The sequence below is a fragment of the Lysinibacillus sp. NPDC097195 genome, from assembly GCF_044762075.1.
Taxonomy (GTDB): Bacteria; Bacillota; Bacilli; order Bacillales_A; family Planococcaceae; genus Lysinibacillus.
Genome location: NZ_JBIWDP010000001.1, coordinates 1,002,934 through 1,023,751, shown reverse-complemented (window position 1 = coordinate 1,023,751; position 20,818 = coordinate 1,002,934). Strand labels below are relative to the sequence as shown.

Here is a 20,818-nt window from a genome sequence, read left to right as displayed (position 1 = left end):
TTGTACCATTCCTTATTTCAACGGATTGCATAAGGTTTTGTTAAAAAATAATTTTATAGCAGCTGCAGCAATCTTTTCTTTGAGTCCCATTCTATGAAAATTTCTATCTATATAAGCAACAAGCTCCCAATCACATGAACAACTAAAATAACCTTTCTCTTCATAGCACTTATCATGTATTTGACAACCTCGATCTAAGATATCTTGTGGTGGACCAGAACCATGTCCAGGACCGCACCAATTCCCCCAAATAGGTATTCCCTTTTTAGTATTCATTGTAGTGTTTGTTTGATAGCTAGCGTAACTATTACTAATTTGATTCACCAACAAACTAATTTCTATATATTCCTCTTCTAACCTATCTGTTTTTACTTTTTCAATATTAATAAAGGGTTTTCCGTCTTCATAAAAAATATAAGCTCCTAACTGTTCTTCAGCATTTAAAAGGTCCTCATCTGTCATTGCAAAACCTTTGTACCTCCCCAAAAAAAGACTGAAGAAACTAAAAATGACAATACCGCGAAGAATGTAACTACTTTTTTCATCTAATGATAGCTCCTTTCGATCTTTTTTAGGTATAAATACCATTATTTTGGCTCATCAATAGGCAATGTTTTTACATGAACCATCTAATAGTATTTTTTTATTAAACGGACTGAAAATTCTCAATAATAAAGAAGCCCCTATTCGTCTAATTTTTTGTTAAAAGCTATTATGCATTCAAAAAAGCGTTAAATCGACTTGTGTCAATTTAACACTTTCCTTTGAGAAGACACACTTCATCTTCATTCAATCGCGTTGTAATGTGCGCGTAAACTTTTTACACTGAATCGGCTTGTTGTTCTCTTATGCGATTAATTTTCCCAAACGGTTCTTCTATTCGCGGACGTGCCGCCTTATACCATTGCCAGCAAAGGATAAAAATAATGATTGCGTCAATGACATCTCCACCATAGTACATCATTCCCATATTCTGCTTGCTGGAGTGGCACACCTTCTGGAGGATGAGCATAAATATATTTAGATAATATACCATGTCCAGCTAATGCAAAAATGAAAACAATTGCTCTGTAAAGAAAGGATTTTCTATGGAATACGGAATCAAAATAAATGATTGCTATCGTAAATACATATCCCGCTATAAAGACATGTAAATGGACAAGTACATGCAATAAACTATTACTGTGCATAACGGAATATAAGTTGGTCGAATAGAGTATCCATAATCCCCCAATATTAAGGAAAGTAGCTACTATTGGATGTGTAACGAAACGTAATGGCCAACTTCTCAAAAATTTTGTAAGTCCACGTGCTAAAGGGATACTTAAAGTTCGTAGTACTAGTGTCATCGGTGCAGCGATACAAATAAGTAATGGCGCTAACATGCCTAACAGCAAATGACAAACCATATGTGCTGTGAAATCCATCGTTGCCCGATTTGCCAATGGACCTACAACAGCAAGAAGCGCACAACATATTCCAAAAATAAAACACCCACTCCGATATAGTGGCCAAGTTTTATAATGTTGATTTGTACGAACAACAGCAAGAATATATAGTATTAATAACATACTAAATAATAGTAAAAATAATAGTTGTGAATAATCATTTATTAGACTCACATGCTGAATCCCAGCCATATGATGAACTTCATTATTAACGTTCATTAGCTGTGTCCCCAACATTCTGATGTTTGTTTCTAGTAACGATAACAAGATATATTCCTACTATCAATATAATTGCAGCAATAATATTCCAAATTACATCGTAGGTTACGACATTATCGACATATCTTATCTGATGGATTCGCATTAGTTTATGTTGAATAATGCCGTCATACAATTGGAATCCTCCTGCTCCAATGAATACACCAGCTATCCATCTTTTGAGCCAATAGCCATTTCGACGGCGCAAATCGGCCACTAAAAATAAGCCTGCAATGGTTGCAAACCAACTAAATGCATGAAATAAGCCATCCGAAATTAATCCTATATCAGTTGTCGATTTATCGTAAAAATGATGCCATCGCAAAAGTTGATGAAAAAAAGTTTCATCAATAAAGGCAACTAAACCAATACCAAACAGAAAGCCAGACCAAAAATTACGACTAGCATACGTCTGCTTCGTTTTGAGTCCTGTTCTATTTTTACTATTGTCATGATGGGTTTTCACAGTCTTATCACCCTCTATTTGTTTTCATTATTATTCCCTATTGCATCTTCATTTAATCGACAGAGCCTACCCATACGTCATTGCTATAGTAAAAATACATAATAGAAAAGGCCCTAGGATTATCAATCGCTAGGGTCTTTACTCAATTCATCTTATTAGGTATTGCAATTCGATCAAAATCATTCACTAAAAGGTGCAGCGCTTCCGTCAATTCTTCACCAACCATAGGTAATCCATGACCAGTAATCACTACTTGTGGTTTCAATGCCGCTAACTTGACAACAGATTCTTTGGCAGCTGACCAATCGGTCGTAAAATATTGGGGTGGACCACTTATCTCTTTTTGCTGGGTTAATACTTTATAAAGTGACTCTTGTTTTACTGTAACAAAAGCATCCCCAACAATTAATGTACCGTCTTCCTCTCTAAATAAAGAAATATGGCCAGGTGTATGACCAGGTGTATGAATCCAGCGAAATCCAGGCATATAGGGAACACTACCATCGGCTGGCATTTCATTAATATTTTCACCTAAGTTAATCGCTTCATGTGGAAAAAAAGGGGACATCTTGGCTATCAACCCAGCGCTTACAGCGGGATTGGGTTCAGGATAATGCTCTTTTCCTGTTAAATACGGTAGTTCTAAACTATGTGCATAAACAGGGACATTCCAATGCTTTATTAATTCGATAATACCCCCTACATGATCAAAATGACCGTGAGTTAAAATGATTGCCTTCGGTTTAGAATTAGAACCAAAGCGTTTTTCAACTACTTCTAGAATGTTCTCAGCACTTTTTGGCATGCCAGCATCAATTAACACAAAATCCTGTGTACGTGGACGACCATATAGCACTATATTGACAATTTGAACCGTATACTGGTAGAGATCATCTAATACTTCTATACCAACACCACTTCTCACAGAAGTTGCAGGAATATATTTGTAATCTTCACCGTAGTTTAATTTATTTTCCAAAGCAAAAGCCCTCTTTCCTAATTTTTAACAAAACTTATCTTCTCTTCGAAGCAGTTAAATTACAAGTATAAAAAGACAGTAAAGAGCCAAAATAAATTTTCGTAGTGCTTCACTACTTATGGAGCTGCAGAGAGAAATCGAAGCAGCTTTTTTGCATTTCTGAAAAATGTTAAGTCATCAGCTTTTCCATTATCGCCCAGACTTTATTGTAAGAAGGCGTTTGTTTTAAACCTTTTTGAATTCCACGTTTTACTAAACGAAATCCTCTTGCTTCGAGGTCTGCAATCGCAACATCTAACTCTTTATTATTTTTGCGCTGAATTGGCGGCAACCGAAACACACCATTATGTGCTGATAAACGATTAAACATTTCCTCATCCCCTTTAAATGTAATCAGCTTAGCGTGAGCCCATGACATATTTTTTATTCGCCTAAGCTTCCGGTATATATGTCCAATAAAAAAAGTGTTAGATTGGCTAATGCCAAACTAACACTAAATATAAGTTTACCTATCATTAATCGTTTCCCAATAATCTGCCGACTTTGTTCTACGATAAAATTTATGGAAAGGTTCATTAGGACGTGCATGATTTTGATAGAGCGTAATAATATGCTGAAGAAAACCCTCAATTTTTTGTACTGAAATCCTTTTGGCAAACAGTATACCTGGCTTAGCTTGAGCGCCCATTGGCACAGCGCCTAAGTAAACATCAAAGCTATCCTGTTGATAGACAAGACCTATATCATCATAGACGGCATTGTAGCAAGCAGATGCGCAACCATTTATATTTAATCGTAATCTTGATGGCACAGTTTGTCCCTTGAAATGATGATATAACTGTTCTGTTATGCTGGCTGCTTCCATTTTATCACCATCACAAAAATCACAAGCTTTCATCGCAACAACAGAACCTGCTTCGGCAATATATAACCCCGCTTCTTCAAGTTCCGACATCACGTGCTGAACCGTTTGTGTAGGGACGGACAGCAACATGCTATAGGATGCCGAATATTTCATTGCTCCATTGTCGCCTATAACCTCCGCAATCTTTTGAAGTTGAGCCGCTGTATAATGTTTATTAATAATGCCTGGACTTATGGCAAGTCGTGTATAATCGCCATCCATATTGAGTTTTTCAAATGTACAATCTGGTATATTTGAACGAAATGCATTCATTGTCTACGCTCCTTATGGAAAAGAGCTAGCATTTCGCTAGCTCGTTTATTAAAAGTTTTCAGGATAAAATCCTTTAGCTAATATTTCAATTGCCTCTGCAGCCCGAACTCCTTCCGACGCAGCTGACAATGGTAAAATAACAAAGCGTTCGTTTTTCACAGCAGTTGTTTCTTTTAATGCTGGATCATTTTTTAGGAAATGAATTTTATCTTCTGCTGTTTGTGAACCATAATCAATCACAACAATGACCTCAGGATTACGTTCAACAGTTGCTTCTTTTGAAACCGTAGTCCAGCCTGATTCTATATCGCCAAAAATATTTGTACCACCCGCCACAGTGACAAGTTCATTCATAAAATTTTGTGCTGCTGTAAAGACTTCCTTATCGCCACTGTCATAGACAAGGACGCGTAAATTTTGTTCACTTTGGGGTAATTTTGCCCGGACTGCATCGACATCTGCTGTCATCTGCTGAATCAATGCTTCCCCACGTTCATCCACACGGAAGATTTTTGCGATATTCCGAATATCCGTAAAAATATCATCTAACGTTGGTTTCGTAATACTTGAAGATGTATGTAAATAGGTGTGAATTCCAAGTGCTTCAAGCTCTTCAGGTGTACCCACCCCTTTTTCACTAAAGCCACTTTTCCAGCCTGCGTATAAAAAATCGGCTTCACTATCAATTATTTGTTCCTTTGTTGGATACTGTTCAGCTAGTACTGGTACTTTATCGTATGCTGCCTGTAGTGGTTCGTAAATTTGATCATCCAAATAAGCAGTGCCGACCATTGAATCCTCTAAGCCTAATGCCAACATGATTTCTGTGACATGCTGATTTAAGCTTATCGCCTTTTTTGGTGCTTCTGCATACACTTGTGTCGTATCGTTATTCTCAATCGTTACTTCAGTTGATGCTGTTTGTGCTGGTTCGATGTTTTCTTTTTGTGATGCATTCTGTGCGTCATCTTTCGCACTACACGCCACTAAAATACATAATAAAGCCATTGCAACAACTAGCCACTTGCCATTCCTTTTGATCATGTTTGTTCTCCTTTAAATTAAATTCATTTGTATAGATAGAAATCAATAGACTTCTGTGCTACTAAGTTTACGTTTTTTGCTTGACTAGCTCCTCGCACAAAGAACGGAAAAAACCCCCTTGTTTCCAAGAGGGCGGCATAGTGAAAAACAATGGTTATAAAACCAATCACTATCCCCATCCTCGTGGTTGTTAGTAAATATAATATATTGGCAGGTATCCTGGCTTAGGTTCAACATTTATACGTCTTCCCATAGTTCCACTACAGTGACAATTGTATAAACTCCCCATTTACAGTTGCGGGACAGCATCGGATTCACACCGATTTCCCTTTTAAGCAAATGGCAAAACCATTTGCACCAATATATAGAAGTATGCAGTTCTAAAATTAGCCTAGCAGAAGTTATTTTTGTTTTCAATGACAAAATAAAATCTAAAATGAATAATTATGAATTTTCCACCACTATCTAAACATAAACAACAACTATTTGACATGAAATGTTTTTACCTACTTTCTGTTACAATAAGTCTATAGGAAAAATAGAAATGAGGATTATTTTATGTATAAAACGATTGGTGTACTCGCACATGTCGATGCAGGCAAGACTACCTTTTGTGAGCAATTATTATTCCATACTAATAGTATTCAAACACGAGGAAGAGTGGATCATCAAGATACTTTTTTAGATAATCATGCGATTGAACAAGCGCGCGGCATTACGATCTTTGCTGAACAAGGCCGGATGCAAATTGGCAACGATACATATACAATAATTGATACACCTGGGCACGTCGATTTTTCACCAGAGATGGAGCGGGCAATTCGTGTGATGGACTACGCCATTATTATCGTCAGTGCTGTTGAGGGTGTACAAGGCCATACTGAAACGGTTTGGCAATTATTGCGCCAATACCACGTCCCAACGTTTTTCTTTATTAATAAAATGGATCGTGAAGGTGCAGATGTGGATGCTGTTATGAAGCAACTGCATAAAGAATGTTCGAGCGATATTCTCCTAATAGAAGCTCCACTTACGAATGATTCAGTTCATGGGCATATTGCAGAGTGGTTAGCCGAACGTGATGAACAACTTCTTGATGCCTTTTTAACAGAAACGATCGACGGCCAAATGTGCTTATCAAAGTTGCAAAAGATGATACAACAAGAGCAAGCGTTTCCATGTTTTATTGGTGCAGCATTAAAAGATGTTGGAATAAAAGAGTTTCTTTCACAGCTTCCTCTTCTTACAGAAGTGCATTTTGACAAACAAGCAACATTTCAAGGTGAGGTTTTTAAAATTCGTCATGATGGTACACAGCGCTTAACTTTTATCAAAGCTTTGCAAGGAACATTACATACTCGCCAAGACTTCACATTTGGTGATGTGACAGAAAAAATAACAGAAATTCGTTTATATAATGGGCACCGTTTTGAAACAACACAAAAAGTTCAGGCGGGAGAAATATTTGCCGTCAAAGGGCTAAGTCTAGCAAAAATCGGCGATATTTTAGGTGCTACACAACCCTCTCAACCGTATGAGCTGGTGCCTACGTTACAAGCTAAAGTACAATATGAAGGACAACAGCATATAAAAGAAGTTTTACAAGTATTCCGTTTACTTGAGGCAGAGGAGCCTTCCTTACGCGTTGTTTGGCATGAAAGATTCCAAGAAATCCATGTCCATATCATGGGTGTTATTCAACTTGAAGTATTAACTGAAGTTTTAAAAAATCGCTTTTCTTTTGCCCTTACTTTTGGTGAACCTAAAATATTATATATGGAAACAATTGCTTCGACCGTAACAGGCTATGGTCATTTTGAACCATTAAAGCATTATGCCGAAGTCCATTTATTAATGGAACCCAATAGCCGTGGTACAGGCAATACATTTGTCAATGCATGTCATGCGGATGATTTATCAGTTGGCAACCAACGCCTAATTGAAAAACATCTATTTGAGCGTGACCATCATGGTCTTTTAACAGGCTCCCCCGTTACGGATGTATGCTTTACTCTTTTGACAGGACGTGCGCATATTAAGCATACGGAGGGAGGCGATTTTCGCGAAGCCACTTTCCGTGCATTGCGCCAAGGGCTAGAACAAGCTGAAAATATATTGCTAGAGCCTTATTACCGCTTCAAAATGAAAGCATCAAATGATTATATCGGTCGTATGATGAACGATATCCAGCAAGCTAACGGCACTTTTGATGCGCCAATTTTAACCGAGGATCAAGTAATGTTAACTGGTCGTGTACCTGTTTCAACATTTATGCATTATAGTACTACCTTTGCCGCTTATACAAATGGCAAAGGCTCATTATCATTGCAATTTGATGGCTATAATATATGCCATAATAGTGATGAAGTAATCTCACAAATGCAATACAATAAACAAGCAGATCCTGACTATACATCCTCAAGTATTTTTTGTGCAAAAGGAAAGGGTTACTCCGTTCCTTGGAATGAAGCGAAGGCTGCGATGCATTGCTTGTAAGCAGTGATAGATAAGTAGGAGGAACAATGGCTTGAAAAAGTTTCGTGGGAAAAAGCGTTATTTTCGGAATATGTGGCACAATGCAAATGTCGAGTGCTATGATTTAGACTTTGAAAAAGATAGTTGGTTTGATTTATGGCACACACATTTAGATTTTTATGGATATGGCAATAATGACTTAAAAATAAGAAGAGAACATTGTAAAGCGCATATCGCGTTGTATTTAGATTTATTAGGAAAGCTCCAAACACTCGATCAACCATATCAATCATGGTTGGAAATAGTTGATGAAGATGCTAGTTTAGATGCCGTCTATATTCATACACCTAACCCAAATGCGGATAATTTCCCTTTGAAGATAGACAATATCAATTGGCATTGTGCTGTTCCTCATTATTTGATAGATGTAATTGACCTAAATAAATTTACTATAGGTCAATATCAATGGAACTCAACTAACAATTACATTGTACAGTCTAAAAATATTGGCGTTGAACTATAAAATTAGTTAAAGTACCCATTGCGAGTAACATAAAAAAAGCAGTCGATATGCATTCGACTGCTTTTTTGATATTTAAATATAACATTTTTCATTCGTTTTTTAGTTTACCCTTTAGAAAAAGCTACAGCACTTTTTCCGTTTTTGCCATAACAGAATTCGCTGATTCCACCCTAATATAGCCATTATTAGTCGAAGAATCGATGACAACTGATCCAGGTTTACTTTTTAATATTTGTAATTGCTCAATTAATTGAAGGAATAGCTGATGACCGTTGCCTCGTGGATGCCAATGGTAATGATAGTCATTTAACTCTTTAACCTTTTTCACGAATTGGGCGTATTCATATTCGACATATTGTAGTAATGGCTGTACTTTATCATTTTTTTGTACTAATTGTGTCAAGTCCTCTAGATAGATTTGATAAAAACGCATAACCATTGAACACAATAAATCATTAACTCTGGCAGCACTTAAAATAGGCTTGGCTTCTAAATGTAGCCGCTCTAAATTAGGTTTAGCGCGAATGGAATCAATTCGTGTAATTAAATGATAGGCTTCTCCGTTTACTTCATAGACAATGGGATTTGAGGGCATATACATCATAAAGCCATTCTTTTTCGTTTTCAGCTCGTCCGCTACACATGCCTTAGCAAAGAGATGACCTTCATACATATCATTTCGAATCCAGATTATATCTTTATTATAAAAAATCTCATTAAATAAACGGTCGTTACGAAGGAGACCGTTTGCTAAAAACTGATCGACTAGAGATTCAACAGCCATTCTCGTTTTTGGTTCTTTAGCCATTTCAATGCGTGATTGTTTACAAATTTTCATATCTTCATTGTGTTTTTCCTGTGTTGTACATTCATGAATAGTTGGCATACGCGCACCTCTTTTCGTACATATTTTCCAAAACAACTGGTCGGATGACATAAAAATACGGATTTCCTGCTATGTAAGAGGAAATCCGTGTTATGGTTATCGTACTTAACCTTAGTCAGTCATCGAAGAACATCAAACATTGCTTCGAATGGAGTAGTCTGGCTCGATACCATTGCCGTTTACATCCATTGGTTTTAGTTATTTGACGTACTTTGACGAACAGAACATTCTGTTTTGTCAACATGCCACCTCCTATTCCTCGTAGGTTACTGGTGTGTACTCGTAACAGGCAGGTCTCCTGACTTATGGTCATTGCTCCTTTTCACCTTCCCGTTCTTTGACAGTGGTATTCGAAAAGTCGCTCACATTTACAGTTGCGGGACAGTGTCGGATTTACACCGACTTCCCTTTTCAGTAAATTGCACGCAATTTACACCTATTACTACACGCTATTTAGTTGTGAAGGAAGCGAGCACAACGCTACTTCCCTTGAAGACTATTAAAATATAATTTTAAAGTAGTATATTTCCAAAGTCAAACAACACAATATTTCCCATCTAGTAATGCACTTTGATTAACCCTACGTTTTTGCTACTTTCTTTTCCTATTTATCTCTAATTATGCCAAGAAACAACGAAAGGCGTGCGATTTTATTCGGCACGACTTTCCATTTACGTCATTTTATTGAGAAATCAATATGGCTTAAAACGCACTCCAACGAAATCAGGATGAAAATGATCGATGATGAACTATCTTTTTTAATAGGAGAAGAATTTAACTACCACCAAACCCGCTGCACAATAAAGATCCACCGGTATCCATATGAGCCATCCTATCGTCCCATATAATCTTATATAAAAATTATTTGGTAGTATTTTTAAAGCTACTTTTGTATTTTCTACAAGTTCATTTTGTTGTTTTACCCCATCAGAATTATTTTCAACTTTTAATGCTACTTGAGTTAAATTAGGATTATTAAAATCAACTGCTAAAAATGCATATTGAGGATTTAAAATCGACAATTTTACACTCCTTCTTATTATCCTAATTCACGTGTCATTCTGGTCTATTGTATTCTCAAGAAAGTAACAACATACCAGTATAATCAGCTCTTTTAACAAGTTTAACAATGCGTTGACCACCATAGTCGATATTGCTGTCGTTTCCTTACGTTATGCAAAGAACGACAAAATTCAATGTAATTAAGGGACAACCCTCGTCATAACATCCCCTTTTCTTAATAAATCCAATCCATAAATTTGTAATAATTTACATTTCGTCAAATATCATGCCATTTTCATCGCTTGAAAGAGCCTTTTAGCATAACTATCTGAAAAATGAAAACCATCTTGTTCCTTATAACATTCATCGACCATTTTCCCAGTCTTCATTACATAAATACGTTGACATAAATATGAAACCGCTTTTAAATCATGTGAAATAAATAAAATTGCCATATTTTTTTCTTTATTCAACTTCAGTAATAGATCGATAATTTCGCGTTGAGTCAAGCGATCTAAACTCGACACAATCTCATCACATACTAACAATTTTGGCTCAACTAAAATAGAACGTAATAAATTGATTCTTTGCTTCTCTCCACCGCTTAGCTCCGATGGTAATGCATATAAAATGTCTTTCGATAGTTTGACCATGTCAAGCATCTCATCGTAATGTGTGTCTGGCACTTTTGAATGATGTTGTAAAGGCTCACGCAATAGCTCTTTTACCGTCCACATCGGATTTAAGGCATTGCTGGCATTTTGAAAAATGATTTGGCAATCTTTATAAAACGCATGACGTTGTTTTTTGGCAATTTGTTGATTTTGAAAAAACACTGTCCCTTTATCAGCCGATTCAAGCTGCATAATAACTTTTGCTAACGTACTTTTGCCACTTCCGCTTTCACCAACAAGACCAACGATTTCGCCTGCTGCTACATTCAGATTGATATTCGTTAACACTTGATGGTCTGCTCGATAGCTTTTACTTATGTTTTCTAGCCGAAGCACAAAAACGCCTCCTAAAAATGATTTGCAACAAGCCGTTGCGTATACGGATGTTGTGGTTGCTGAAAAATTTCCTCCACTTGTCCCTTCTCCACAACCTCCCCATCTTTCATGACAACAATTGTATTCGCTATAGAAGCAGCCACCCCTAAATCATGGGTAATTAGCAAGATAGTTGTCCCTAATTGGGAATGGTAATTTTTTAATAGTTTCATAAAATCCTGTTGATGTAACATATCTAGTGCCGATGTAGGTTCGTCTGCAATTAATACATCTGGTTTAATATACAATGCACAAGCAAGCATACAGCGTTGCAGCATACCACCTGACAACTCAAACGGATAGCAATTGAATACACTTTCCGGTAAGTTTAAATCCTTAAATATCGATGTCATAGTAGCAAGGAATAGCTCTTTCTTGTGGCCTAAACGAAGCGCAGTTAATGTATACAATTGGTGTTTCATTTTTTGTGTAGGAGAAAAGCTATTGCTCGCGTCCTGCAAAATGGTAAAGAAACGCTTAGAGCGCAACTGTACCCTTTCATCATTTGACATCTTTAATAGATTTCTTCCTTCAAAGAGTACCGTACCTGTAGCATCAGCTTGTGGAGCAAGAATACCTAGAATAGCCGATACTGTGGTGCTTTTCCCACTGCCACTTTCACCAATAACAGCCGTAATCTGACCTTTAGGTACTGCAAATGAAATATTACGGACGAGATTTTTGTTATGCACTCGAACTGTTAAGTTTTCGATATTAAACATGGGCTCGCTCGCCCCCTTTTTTAATAGTGCTTCCAATTACTTGCACACATAATATCGTTATAAAGATCATCAGCCCAGGAAATAGACCTATCCACCAAGCACCGACTAGTAAATCATTTTGTGCTGTATACAACATCGTTCCCCACGACGGAATGGCTGGTGGCACCCCAATACCTAAAAAGCTTAATGATACTTCCGTAAAAATAGCACCAGCAAAATTAAAAATTGTCACAACAAAAATGGCAGGTAAACTATTACGCAATAAATGACTAAATAAAATTTTCCACATTGGTGTACGAAACATTTTAGCCATCTGCACAAATTCCATATCCTTTAGACGAATAAACTCAGAGCGCACAATTCTAGCCGTAACAAACCACCCCGTTATGCCCATTATCATAGCCATGCGCCAAACACTACCTTGCATAATGGCTTGAAGGGCAAGCACAATAATTAAGGATGGTATCGTCAAAAATGCTTCCAAAACGCGCATCATCATCGCATCCACTGCACCACCAACATAACCGCTTATGCCTCCATAAATGATGCCGATGAAACTTGATAGGACGACGGACACTACCGCGATAAAAAGAGTCACTTTACCCCCAACAAGAATACGGGATAATACATCACGTCCTAACTGATCTGTGCCAAGTAAATGTGTCAGATTGGGTGCTTCATAAATATGATTCATATCCATAGCATTGGGCTCAAATGGCGACAATAAGGAGGAAAAAAGGGTTGTCCCAAAAATGATGCAAAGGAGTGCTATCCAAACTATTGGTATTTTCCGTTGTTTTCTCATAATAGCTTTCCTCTTCTTAAACTAGGATTGATACAAAACATGAGCACGTCGATGACAAATAAACAGAGAACCACAACTATGCCAGTTATTAGAATAGCTCCCATGAGTACTGGAAAATCCTTTACCATTACGGATTTCACTAGCAGAGATCCTAAACCTGACCAGCCAAACAAAGATTCGACTACGATGGAACCACCGAAAAAGGATGGAATCGTCACCCCAACATAATTGATATAAGGTATAACTGCATTTCGTAAGATGCTGTGTCGAATTTGTCGTTCTGGCACACCATTTGCTCGCGCAACTAATACATAATAACTGCGATTTTCTACCTTGACAGTGTCTTGTAAAAAACGTGCGAATATACCGACATGTGAAATAACGAGAACCGTTAATGGCAGCACAAGATGGTATAAACGATCTGTCCATCCGCCATTGCCACGCACATCATTCATGCCAGATGAAGGAAACCATCCTAATTGCACTGAAAATATAATGATACAGACAATACCTAGCCAAAATGGTGGAATAGCAGAACTGGCAATACTAAAAATCGATAATCCCCGATCCAATAAAGATCCTTCTTTCATCCCTGCCCGTAAACCTAGCCATGTAGAGACAATTGTAACAATAAATAATGTCAGTGCGACCAGCTGCAATGTATTTGGTAAACGTTCTAATAATATCGTCAACACTGGTCTTCCTTCTTTCGCCGAATAGCCCAAATTTCCTTTTGCTGCTTCACTTAACCATGTGCCGTATTGAAGAAGCACTGGCTTATCTAAGCCAAACGCTTTTTCAATGCGTTCTTGTTCAGCGGGCGTCAATGTTTGCGCATTCCCGCCATAATAAGCTGCCGCAGGATTACCCGGTGCTGCATGCATTATGAAAAAAGAGAGGAAGCTCACGATAATGAGGACAATTGTCCCCATTATCACGCGCTTCCCAATCCACTTAGCGATCATTCCATTTCCACTCCTCGACATTCCATAAGAAGCCGGCACCATGATGTCCTAAAATACGCTCTTTGACACCACTAATATTTTTATTAATGCCATACACAGCATCAACATAAGCAAAATAAGCGAACGGTGGATCTTCTGCTAACGCCTCTTGTAATGCCATATAGACCTCTTTGCGTTTTTCTGGATCAACGGTTGTACGTCCTTCCTCTAACAAAGTATCTACTTTTGCATTAGCGTAACTACCATAATTGTAGCCAGCACTTGTTTTACTGGATTCACCAGAATAGAATAAACTGTAAGTATGATGGTCTGCATCATACGGGCTGCCCCAACCAACCATAAATGCTTCCGCTTCATCAATCACGATATTGCTCCAATCAAGCGCTGCCACTTCTACATCCGCCCCTACGGCTTGATAGCCTTGTGCGACATAATTCGCCATATTGACGCGTACTGTATCTGTTATCGGCGCAGTAATTGTAAAGCCAAGCTTTTGACCATCTTTGTAGCGGAAGCCATCCTTCGCTAATAGCCAGCCTGATTTTTCTAAAAGGGCATTTGCTTTTGCAACATCAAACGTATAATGTTCAATATTTTCGTTGACAAAATCATTTTTCTGCAATGGCGAATAAGCTTCCGTACCATAGCCATGTAAAATGCCTTTGACGATACCAGAACGATCCGTGGCATAGCTAATCGCTTTTCGGACATTGACATCTTCCCATAGAGGAAACTTCATATTGAATAACACGCCTCGATAATCGGCTGATTCCACTTCATACATTTTTAACTGCTCTACTTTTGAAAGCTCTTCCACTTGATTGGGATCAAGTAAAGCGATATCTACCTCGCCTGATTTTAATTGTAATGCACGGACATTACTATCTGGAATAAATTTGAAAATTACTTTTTCAATCGAGGCTTTAGTACCGAAAAAGGATGGATAAGCTTGCAGTGTTAAGCTCGTCCCTTTATCCCATTTTTCAACCATATAAGGCCCTGCTCCGATAGGCTCTTGGTTAAACGTAGCTGTTCTCATGTCTTGCCCTTCAAAGGCATGCTTCGGTAAAATCGGCACTGTTAATTTATCTAGCAATGGTGTAAATGGTTCATCTAATTGAATTGTCATCGTTGTATCATTTACTTTATTCATTGCTATGACATGGATAAAATCTGCTTTTAAATACGAAGCATTGTCATCATTAAGAATGCTATCAATTGTAAAAATTACATCGTCTACCGTTAACACTTTTCCATCATGAAACGTTACATCATCACGAATGTTAATTGTATACGTCAACAGGTCATCTGAGATTTCTACATTATTAGCAATATCATAGACCGGTGTATTATGTTCATCAAAGCGCATAAGCCCTCTAAATAGTAATGCATCTAAATTTGTCTCTTCTAAAATAGGATTTAAACCCGCAAATTCGGTTTCAGATGCATAAACTAGCTCATTTGCTTTTGTAGAGGAAGCAGCGGATGGCTGTTTCCCCTCCCCTTGACTGGACTCTTTACTACAGCCCGCAAGACTAAGTATCATTAATAACATTAAGATTGAAAACTTTTTCAATTCACTATCTCCTTCATTTCACCACAGCACATTAAAGTAATGTTGCCACATGTTCAAACATGCGATTAATTTCTTTGTGAAGTATTCGTTGCTCTTTTGAAAGCCATCTACAATGGATTGCATGATCAGTCAATTTGGTCACACTTGCCTGGAGTGATGTCTCCTGATGAATCATTTCTTGCAGTCTCCTGATATCAAGCTCTTGAACACGAGGAGACACGATCCAAAGCGAGCCAATATAAAGTGCTTTCTCTAACACGCCAATGGATGAAACGTTCATTTCCTGTGGTTTGAAATGAAATGAATCAAAGGCAATGAGCGATTCTTCTACATATAGTTTATATTTGGATTGGAATGACTGGTAATCAAAGATTTCTCCTCGCATTTCTCGACCGGGTGCTATAATTTCGCCCCAAATTAATGTTGAGCTTGCTGTCATGCGAATCGTTGTATTTACCTGAAATTTCGCTCGCTCAAAAGGGATTGTCACTTCAGGTAGCCACTCTAAGCGAGCTCCTTCTGCTATATCCACTGTAATGTCTTGCGTACATTGCTCCCCAGTGTGTGAAGGATATATTTTCAGAGCAGATTGTTGTTTTAATTTAACTTGGCTTTCTGGCGCAAGTTTTACAGAGATTTCATTTTTATCTCCCGCCACCATACCACCAGAAGATTCCATTATAAAAACAGTAGCAGTAGGCTTATTGTCTGCATACAATTCTCGGCTTGCCTTTAATGGTGGCTGCTGATAGACATGAACAAGTCGTGTATAGCCCCTTCTTGGTTCAAATGCCATCTCTAATTTTCCGTAATGATTTACTTTTCCTGGACTAAGCATTCCCGTCAACTGCTTCGGCACCCTCAAGTAACATGTGATGCTGAATCCACTCGACCACTTTGTCAACATTCGTTTGCGAGCGAACATCTGCAAAAATATATGGACGGCCAGCACGCATTTTTTTCACATCCTGATCCATTAGCTCAAGGTCTACACCAACATGTGGTGCAAGTGATGTTTTATTAATTAATAATAAATCTGAGCGTGTCAATGCAGGCCCTCCTTTACGAGGGATATCCTGACCCTCTGCCACGTCAATTACATAAATATAGCCATGCACAAGTTCTGGACTAAATGTTGCAGATAAATTATCTCCACCACTTTCGATGAAAATAATATCTAAATCATCAAAGCGTTTGTTCAAGTCATCAATTGCAGAAAAGTTCATCGATGCATCTTCACGAATAGCGGTATGCGGACATCCACCAGTTTCCACACCAATAATTCGTTCTTCTTCTAAAACACCATTAGAAATTAAAAATTGGGCATCCTCTCTTGTATATATATCATTTGTAATAACCGCTACATTATATTGCGCATGCATAGCGCGTGTTAATTGGTCTACTAAAGATGTTTTCCCCGACCCAACTGGGCCACCAATGCCAATTCGTATTGGAGTCATTGCAATCCACTCTCTTTCTATGAAATAAATAATCGTGAAAATAAAAATTCATGTTTCATTGATGCTAACTCTATGCCTAACGCATTATTAGCAATGTCATCCACAGTTAATGTCATGACTAGTTTTGCCGCTGCTTCGATAGAAGTAAGTAATTCATTTAACGCTTGCACACCTGTGTTTTGACCAAATGGTACTGCTCGTACAGCATTTTGCACTAAACCGCTAATCGATGCATACATAAATGTCATCACTGCATGATACCGATCCACACCAAGTGCTTCACAATAAATCGCATACAAAACTGCATAATGCCCCTTTACTTCTTCGTTGTCGATTTTCTGTTGCCACTGTGCTAAAAACGAGCTCTCCACAAGTGGTGTCACCGTTCGCATAAATTGTTTACCAACATTGACACTAGCATCTCTCGACTCTTTTGCTAGTTTCATAGCACCACAAAGTTCATCTAATTCTTTAAGACGCGCATCATCTCGTGCTTGTGCTGCATGGAATGCATCTTGAATAATTAATGCATCTCCATTTACTAAATTGTGAAACAAATACGCTTGACAATACTCAATTAATTGTTCTTTCGTGCGAATGACATCTTCCTGAATATACGTTTCCATTCCATATGAATGGGTATAAGAGCCAATTGGAAATGCCGAATCATGGATTTGTAATAGTCGCAATAACGAAAAATCAGTGAGCGTGTCCGCGGTATTTGAACGGTTGTTTAAAGCGTCGTTCTGTCGTTTCATATTTCACTCCTATTTCATCTAATAAAGGATTTATCGTATGATCTGCTCGTACGATGATTTCGTTATGTTCAATCAGGCAAGGCGTATGACGATTTCCTAATTCAAATGCCGATTTCCCCATTTCATACATATCTTTTGGTGAAATAACGATGACTGGCTCCAATTTGGTACGAATGGCAATGCGACGACTATCATCTTCAAATAATAAATCGCCATATTTTAATGGCTCGTCGCCTGTTAAACGTAAAGCAATATCCGTTCCTTTATCTGTCTCTGTACGAAGAATTCGTTTGCTCAATTCTTCCCATTCCAGCTCAATCCACTCTGTAGTTTTGTGCGCGTGTTCTTCTTCATTGGCAATATTGCCGATTATTTTTTCAATTAGCATGTAAGCACCTCTTTATCAATTTATACTGTTTCCTCTGTACCTTTTACTCACTTACTGTTACTGTTTAAAATAGGAAATAGCGTTGTGCCATTGGCAAGACATCTACTGGCTCACAAGTAGCTAATTCACCGTCAATTTTCACTTCATATGTTTCTGGATTAACATCAATTGTCGGCGTAGCATTATTAAGTTTCATATCAGCTTTACTAATATTTCGACAATTCTTCACCGTGCCGATCATTCGTTTTAAACCTAATTTTTCTGGCAAACCTTCTTCGACAGCAATACTTGGTAAAAATGTCATGCCACAATGCTGAGGACCTTGTCCATAATACCCGAAAGTCTTGCGCCCTTTCATCGGCTGCGGAGTAGGAATAGACGCATTTGGGTCACCTGTAATGCCGTAAACTGCCATCCCATTTTTAATAATAACTTCCGCTTTCACACCGAAGAATGCTGGGTCCCACAGGACGATATCCGCCAGCTTGCCTTCTTCCAACGAGCCTACTTCATGACTTATGCCATGTGCAATCGCTGGGTTGATATTCAGCTTCGCCATATAGCGCTTAACACGGTAATTATCGTGCTCTTTTCCTTCATCCTGCGGTAATGGACCTCGTTGTTTTTTCATTTTATCTGCGGTTTGGAATGTTCGGATTGTTACTTCACCAACACGCCCCATCGCTTGCGAATCGGAAGACATAATACTTAAAATACCCAAATCTTGCATAATATCTTCGGCAGCAATCGTTTCAGGACGAATACGCGAATCAGCAAATGCTACATCTTCTGGCACGTCATGCTTTAAATGATGACAAACCATTAACATATCTAAATGTTCATCAATGGTATTCGTCGTAAATGGTTTAGTTGGATTCGTAGATGCCGGCAAAATATTTGGTAATGAAGCCATCACTAATTGGTCCGGTGCATGACCACCGCCTGCTCCTTCCGTATGGAAAATATGAATGACACGACCATCAATCGCATTTATCGTATCTTCTACAAATCCAGCTTCATTTAATGTATCTGAATGTAATGCCACTTGAATATCATATTCATCCGCAACTGTTAGGCTTTGATCTAACGCTGCAGGTGTTGCACCCCAGTCTTCATGTATTTTCATACCGATTGCTCCTGCACGAACTTGCTCAATAATCGGCTCTGGATCAGATGCACTTCCTTTCCCGAGTAAGCCAACGTTTATAGGGAAACCTTCTACTGCTTGTAGCATGCGATGGATATGCCATTCACCAGCCGTTAAACTCGTCGCTTTTGAACCTGCGGCAGGTCCTGTACCTCCACCTATAAACGTTGTTGTGCCGGCTAATAATGCCGTTTCCACTTGATCTGGACTAATAAAATGAATATGTGTATCAATAGCGCCAGCTGTTGCGATTAGACCCTCACCAGCATATACTTCTGTCCCAACACCAATGATCATATCTTGGTCGACTCCGTCCATGCTGTTAGGATTACCCGCTTTGCCAATGCCGATAATACGACCATCTTTAATGCCGATATCTGCTTTGACAATGCCTGTATAATCAATAATGATGACATTGGTAATAACTGTATCAAGAACACCTTCATTGCGTGTATTCTTGCCGTTTTGCCCCATTGATACGCGCAATGATTTCCCACCGCCAAATACGCCTTCATCCCCGTATGTTGTATAATCCTTTTCGATTTCAATCCATAGATCTGTGTCCGCCAATCGAATTTTATCGCCAACAGTTGGGCCAAACATTTTTGCGTAAGCTTCATGTGTTATCTTCATTTTTCTTCCGCTCCTTTAAAGCCACCTTCAATTGCCTTGTCCAATATTTCATCCTTATGGTGTGTTGAGCCCTCTGTTAGCATGTTCAAGCCAAAGACATGCTGTTTGCCGCCGAACTCAACAAGTTCCACCTCTTTTTCTTCCCCAGGTTCAAAGCGAACTGCCGTACCTGAAGGTATATTAAGATGCATGCCAATAGCATCTTCACGATTAAACTCTAGAAATCTGTTAACTTCAATAAAATGAAAATGGGAGCCTACTTGTATCGGACGGTCTCCTGTATTGGCAACTAGTACCATCTTTGTTGCCCTGCCTACATTAATTTCAATCACATCATTTTTAGGTCTGATTTCTCCAGGAATCATAGTTAATTCCTCCTTTACTGAATTGGGCGATGAACAGTAACAAGTTTTGTGCCATCTGGGAATGTACACTCCACTTGCACATCAGCAATCATGTCACCGACACCTTCCATTACATCCTCTGCTGTTAGTACATGTTTCGCCTCACTCATTAATTGCGCCACCGTTTTTCCGTCTCTAGCACCTTCCATGATAAAACTACTAATAAGTGCTACCGCTTCTGGATAATTTAATTTTAATCCACGTGCTTTTCTTTTCAACGCAAGTTCTCCTGCCACATGGAGGAGTAATTTTTCCTGTTCTACTTGTGATAGCTTCAATCTAATCTCTCTCTTTCCAATTTTCAGAATTATTTTTCTATAATGATTCTTGTTGTCAATCGATCTTGCAGTTTTCTTATCATTCAGTTATACAGCCATTTAGTTTTTTCATAATAAGTATGATTTCGCTGGGATTTGCGAAGAGAAATAGAAATGAAATGTTGACCCGGCGAGTGCGGATTGCAATGGTTGAAGTGAGATGGAGGAGGTAACAGTTAGTCCATTATAAAAAACTATATTAAAAAATTCAACATTTTTATTTGTCTGTAAATTTACAAATTTTTGTCTTGAAAAATAAAAAAAGAGCCATTTCGCAAAATAAATTACTTTTGCGAAATAGCCATTCATGCTAGAATTCGTCAACTACGAAAAAAT

The 20,818-nt window shown here is 38.2% G+C and carries 22 protein-coding genes, 1 pseudogene and 2 riboswitches; of the genes and pseudogenes, 2 read left to right on the top strand and 21 right to left on the bottom strand.

All coding sequences use genetic code 11. From position 1 onward, the window contains the following. Positions 1 to 12: 12 nt before the first annotated feature. From ACIQXI_RS05305 to ACIQXI_RS05275, 7 genes and pseudogenes are all read right to left on the bottom strand, one after another. Positions 13 to 588: a phospholipase A2 family protein gene (locus tag ACIQXI_RS05305; protein WP_402922305.1), complete on the bottom strand. Its 576-nt coding sequence runs from the start codon at positions 586 to 588 to the stop codon at positions 13 to 15. 232 nt (positions 589 to 820) lie between these two features. Then, positions 821 to 1,667 (bottom strand): annotated as a pseudogene (locus ACIQXI_RS05300) (cytochrome c oxidase assembly protein). Continuing rightward, positions 1,657 to 2,172 (bottom strand): DUF2243 domain-containing protein, encoded by a 516-nt coding sequence (locus ACIQXI_RS05295; protein WP_402922303.1) that lies wholly within the window; start codon positions 2,170 to 2,172, stop codon positions 1,657 to 1,659. Before ACIQXI_RS05295 ends, ACIQXI_RS05300 begins: the two are co-directional and overlap by 11 nt. Before the next feature lie 142 nt (positions 2,173 to 2,314). Then, positions 2,315 to 3,151: an MBL fold metallo-hydrolase gene (locus ACIQXI_RS05290; RefSeq protein WP_402922302.1), complete on the bottom strand. Its 837-nt coding sequence runs from the start codon at positions 3,149 to 3,151 to the stop codon at positions 2,315 to 2,317. Between the two features lie 169 nt (positions 3,152 to 3,320). Continuing rightward, the gene (locus tag ACIQXI_RS05285; RefSeq protein ID WP_402922300.1) at positions 3,321 to 3,569 is read right to left on the bottom strand and encodes a hypothetical protein; all 249 of its coding nucleotides are present in this window, start codon (positions 3,567 to 3,569) and stop codon (positions 3,321 to 3,323) included. Positions 3,570 to 3,656: 87 nt separating this feature from the next. Further along, on the bottom strand, positions 3,657 to 4,328 hold the full coding sequence (locus tag ACIQXI_RS05280; RefSeq protein ID WP_402922298.1) for a precorrin-3B methylase: 672 nt from the start codon (positions 4,326 to 4,328) through the stop codon (positions 3,657 to 3,659). Between the two features lie 48 nt (positions 4,329 to 4,376). Beyond that, complete coding sequence (locus ACIQXI_RS05275) at positions 4,377 to 5,372, bottom strand: ABC transporter substrate-binding protein (RefSeq protein WP_402922296.1); 996 nt, start codon at positions 5,370 to 5,372, stop codon at positions 4,377 to 4,379. A 192-nt stretch (positions 5,373 to 5,564) separates the two neighbouring features. Continuing rightward, positions 5,565 to 5,749, bottom strand: a riboswitch (cobalamin riboswitch). A 181-nt stretch (positions 5,750 to 5,930) separates the two neighbouring features. On the opposite strand from ACIQXI_RS05275, the gene ACIQXI_RS05270 reads away from it, so the two are divergent. Both ACIQXI_RS05270 and ACIQXI_RS05265 read left to right on the top strand, forming a co-directional pair. After that, positions 5,931 to 7,868, top strand: coding sequence for a GTP-binding protein (locus ACIQXI_RS05270; RefSeq protein WP_402922294.1), 1,938 nt, complete (start codon positions 5,931 to 5,933; stop codon positions 7,866 to 7,868). 31 nt (positions 7,869 to 7,899) lie between these two features. Next, on the top strand, positions 7,900 to 8,370 hold the full coding sequence (locus ACIQXI_RS05265) for a hypothetical protein (RefSeq protein ID WP_402922292.1): 471 nt from the start codon (positions 7,900 to 7,902) through the stop codon (positions 8,368 to 8,370). A gap of 121 nt (positions 8,371 to 8,491) precedes the next feature. Here ACIQXI_RS05265 and ACIQXI_RS05260 read toward each other — a convergent pair whose 3' ends face one another. From ACIQXI_RS05260 to ureA, 14 genes are all read right to left on the bottom strand, one after another. After that, positions 8,492 to 9,256 (bottom strand): hypothetical protein, encoded by a 765-nt coding sequence (locus ACIQXI_RS05260; RefSeq protein WP_402922290.1) that lies wholly within the window; start codon positions 9,254 to 9,256, stop codon positions 8,492 to 8,494. A 271-nt stretch (positions 9,257 to 9,527) separates the two neighbouring features. After that, a riboswitch (cobalamin riboswitch) is annotated at positions 9,528 to 9,711 on the bottom strand. A gap of 303 nt (positions 9,712 to 10,014) precedes the next feature. Continuing rightward, entirely contained in the window at positions 10,015 to 10,278 is a 264-nt protein-coding gene (locus tag ACIQXI_RS05255; protein ID WP_402922288.1) for a hypothetical protein, read from the bottom strand. A gap of 264 nt (positions 10,279 to 10,542) precedes the next feature. Then, entirely contained in the window at positions 10,543 to 11,268 is a 726-nt protein-coding gene (locus ACIQXI_RS05250) for an ABC transporter ATP-binding protein (protein ID WP_402922286.1), read from the bottom strand. Between the two features lie 11 nt (positions 11,269 to 11,279). After that, on the bottom strand, positions 11,280 to 12,029 hold the full coding sequence (locus ACIQXI_RS05245; RefSeq protein ID WP_402922284.1) for an ATP-binding cassette domain-containing protein: 750 nt from the start codon (positions 12,027 to 12,029) through the stop codon (positions 11,280 to 11,282). Continuing rightward, entirely contained in the window at positions 12,022 to 12,834 is an 813-nt protein-coding gene (locus ACIQXI_RS05240; protein WP_402922282.1) for an ABC transporter permease, read from the bottom strand. Before ACIQXI_RS05240 ends, ACIQXI_RS05245 begins: the two co-directional genes overlap by 8 nt. Then, complete coding sequence (locus ACIQXI_RS05235) at positions 12,831 to 13,799, bottom strand: ABC transporter permease (RefSeq protein WP_402922280.1); 969 nt, start codon at positions 13,797 to 13,799, stop codon at positions 12,831 to 12,833. The genes ACIQXI_RS05240 and ACIQXI_RS05235 overlap by 4 nt, the downstream gene beginning before the upstream one ends. After that, positions 13,789 to 15,375, bottom strand: coding sequence for an ABC transporter substrate-binding protein (locus ACIQXI_RS05230; RefSeq protein ID WP_402922278.1), 1,587 nt, complete (start codon positions 15,373 to 15,375; stop codon positions 13,789 to 13,791). The genes ACIQXI_RS05235 and ACIQXI_RS05230 overlap by 11 nt, the downstream gene beginning before the upstream one ends. 31 nt (positions 15,376 to 15,406) lie before the next feature. Then, positions 15,407 to 16,213, bottom strand: coding sequence for an urease accessory protein UreD (locus ACIQXI_RS05225; protein ID WP_402925667.1), 807 nt, complete (start codon positions 16,211 to 16,213; stop codon positions 15,407 to 15,409). Then, positions 16,206 to 16,835: an urease accessory protein UreG gene (ureG, locus tag ACIQXI_RS05220; protein WP_402922277.1), complete on the bottom strand. Its 630-nt coding sequence runs from the start codon at positions 16,833 to 16,835 to the stop codon at positions 16,206 to 16,208. The genes ACIQXI_RS05225 and ureG overlap by 8 nt, the downstream gene beginning before the upstream one ends. 17 nt (positions 16,836 to 16,852) lie before the next feature. Then, on the bottom strand, positions 16,853 to 17,593 hold the full coding sequence (locus ACIQXI_RS05215; protein WP_402922275.1) for an urease accessory protein UreF: 741 nt from the start codon (positions 17,591 to 17,593) through the stop codon (positions 16,853 to 16,855). Then, entirely contained in the window at positions 17,535 to 17,981 is a 447-nt protein-coding gene (locus ACIQXI_RS05210) for an urease accessory protein UreE (protein ID WP_402922273.1), read from the bottom strand. Before ACIQXI_RS05210 ends, ACIQXI_RS05215 begins: the two co-directional genes overlap by 59 nt. 64 nt (positions 17,982 to 18,045) lie before the next feature. Further along, positions 18,046 to 19,761 (bottom strand): urease subunit alpha, encoded by a 1,716-nt coding sequence (gene ureC / locus ACIQXI_RS05205; protein WP_402922271.1) that lies wholly within the window; start codon positions 19,759 to 19,761, stop codon positions 18,046 to 18,048. After that, the gene (locus tag ACIQXI_RS05200; protein WP_402922269.1) at positions 19,758 to 20,126 is read right to left on the bottom strand and encodes an urease subunit beta; all 369 of its coding nucleotides are present in this window, start codon (positions 20,124 to 20,126) and stop codon (positions 19,758 to 19,760) included. Before ACIQXI_RS05200 ends, ureC begins: the two co-directional genes overlap by 4 nt. 14 nt (positions 20,127 to 20,140) lie before the next feature. Continuing rightward, positions 20,141 to 20,443 (bottom strand): urease subunit gamma, encoded by a 303-nt coding sequence (gene ureA / locus ACIQXI_RS05195; protein ID WP_402922267.1) that lies wholly within the window; start codon positions 20,441 to 20,443, stop codon positions 20,141 to 20,143. Between the last annotated feature and the right edge of the window lie 375 nt (positions 20,444 to 20,818).

Bases quoted from the DNA above. Each gene is read 5' to 3' on its own strand.
- ACIQXI_RS05305 (WP_402922305.1), bottom strand. From the start codon at position 588: ATGGTATTTATACCTAAAAAAGATCGAAAGGAGCTATCATTAGATGAA.
- ACIQXI_RS05285 (WP_402922300.1), bottom strand. From the start codon at position 3,569: ATGTCATGGGCTCACGCTAAGCTGATTACATTTAAAGGGGATGAGGAA.
- ACIQXI_RS05280 (WP_402922298.1), bottom strand. From the start codon at position 4,328: ATGAATGCATTTCGTTCAAATATACCAGATTGTACATTTGAAAAACTC.
- ACIQXI_RS05275 (WP_402922296.1), bottom strand. From the start codon at position 5,372: ATGATCAAAAGGAATGGCAAGTGGCTAGTTGTTGCAATGGCTTTATTA.
- ACIQXI_RS05270 (WP_402922294.1), top strand. From the start codon at position 5,931: ATGTATAAAACGATTGGTGTACTCGCACATGTCGATGCAGGCAAGACT.
- ACIQXI_RS05260 (WP_402922290.1), bottom strand. From the start codon at position 9,256: ATGCCAACTATTCATGAATGTACAACACAGGAAAAACACAATGAAGAT.
- ACIQXI_RS05245 (WP_402922284.1), bottom strand. From the start codon at position 12,029: ATGTTTAATATCGAAAACTTAACAGTTCGAGTGCATAACAAAAATCTC.
- ACIQXI_RS05240 (WP_402922282.1), bottom strand. From the start codon at position 12,834: ATGAGAAAACAACGGAAAATACCAATAGTTTGGATAGCACTCCTTTGC.
- ACIQXI_RS05235 (WP_402922280.1), bottom strand. From the start codon at position 13,799: ATGATCGCTAAGTGGATTGGGAAGCGCGTGATAATGGGGACAATTGTC.
- ACIQXI_RS05225 (WP_402925667.1), bottom strand. From the start codon at position 16,213: ATGCTTAGTCCAGGAAAAGTAAATCATTACGGAAAATTAGAGATGGCA.
- ureG (WP_402922277.1), bottom strand. From the start codon at position 16,835: ATGACTCCAATACGAATTGGCATTGGTGGCCCAGTTGGGTCGGGGAAA.
- ACIQXI_RS05215 (WP_402922275.1), bottom strand. From the start codon at position 17,593: ATGAAACGACAGAACGACGCTTTAAACAACCGTTCAAATACCGCGGAC.
- ACIQXI_RS05210 (WP_402922273.1), bottom strand. From the start codon at position 17,981: ATGCTAATTGAAAAAATAATCGGCAATATTGCCAATGAAGAAGAACAC.
- ureC (WP_402922271.1), bottom strand. From the start codon at position 19,761: ATGAAGATAACACATGAAGCTTACGCAAAAATGTTTGGCCCAACTGTT.
- ACIQXI_RS05200 (WP_402922269.1), bottom strand. From the start codon at position 20,126: ATGATTCCTGGAGAAATCAGACCTAAAAATGATGTGATTGAAATTAAT.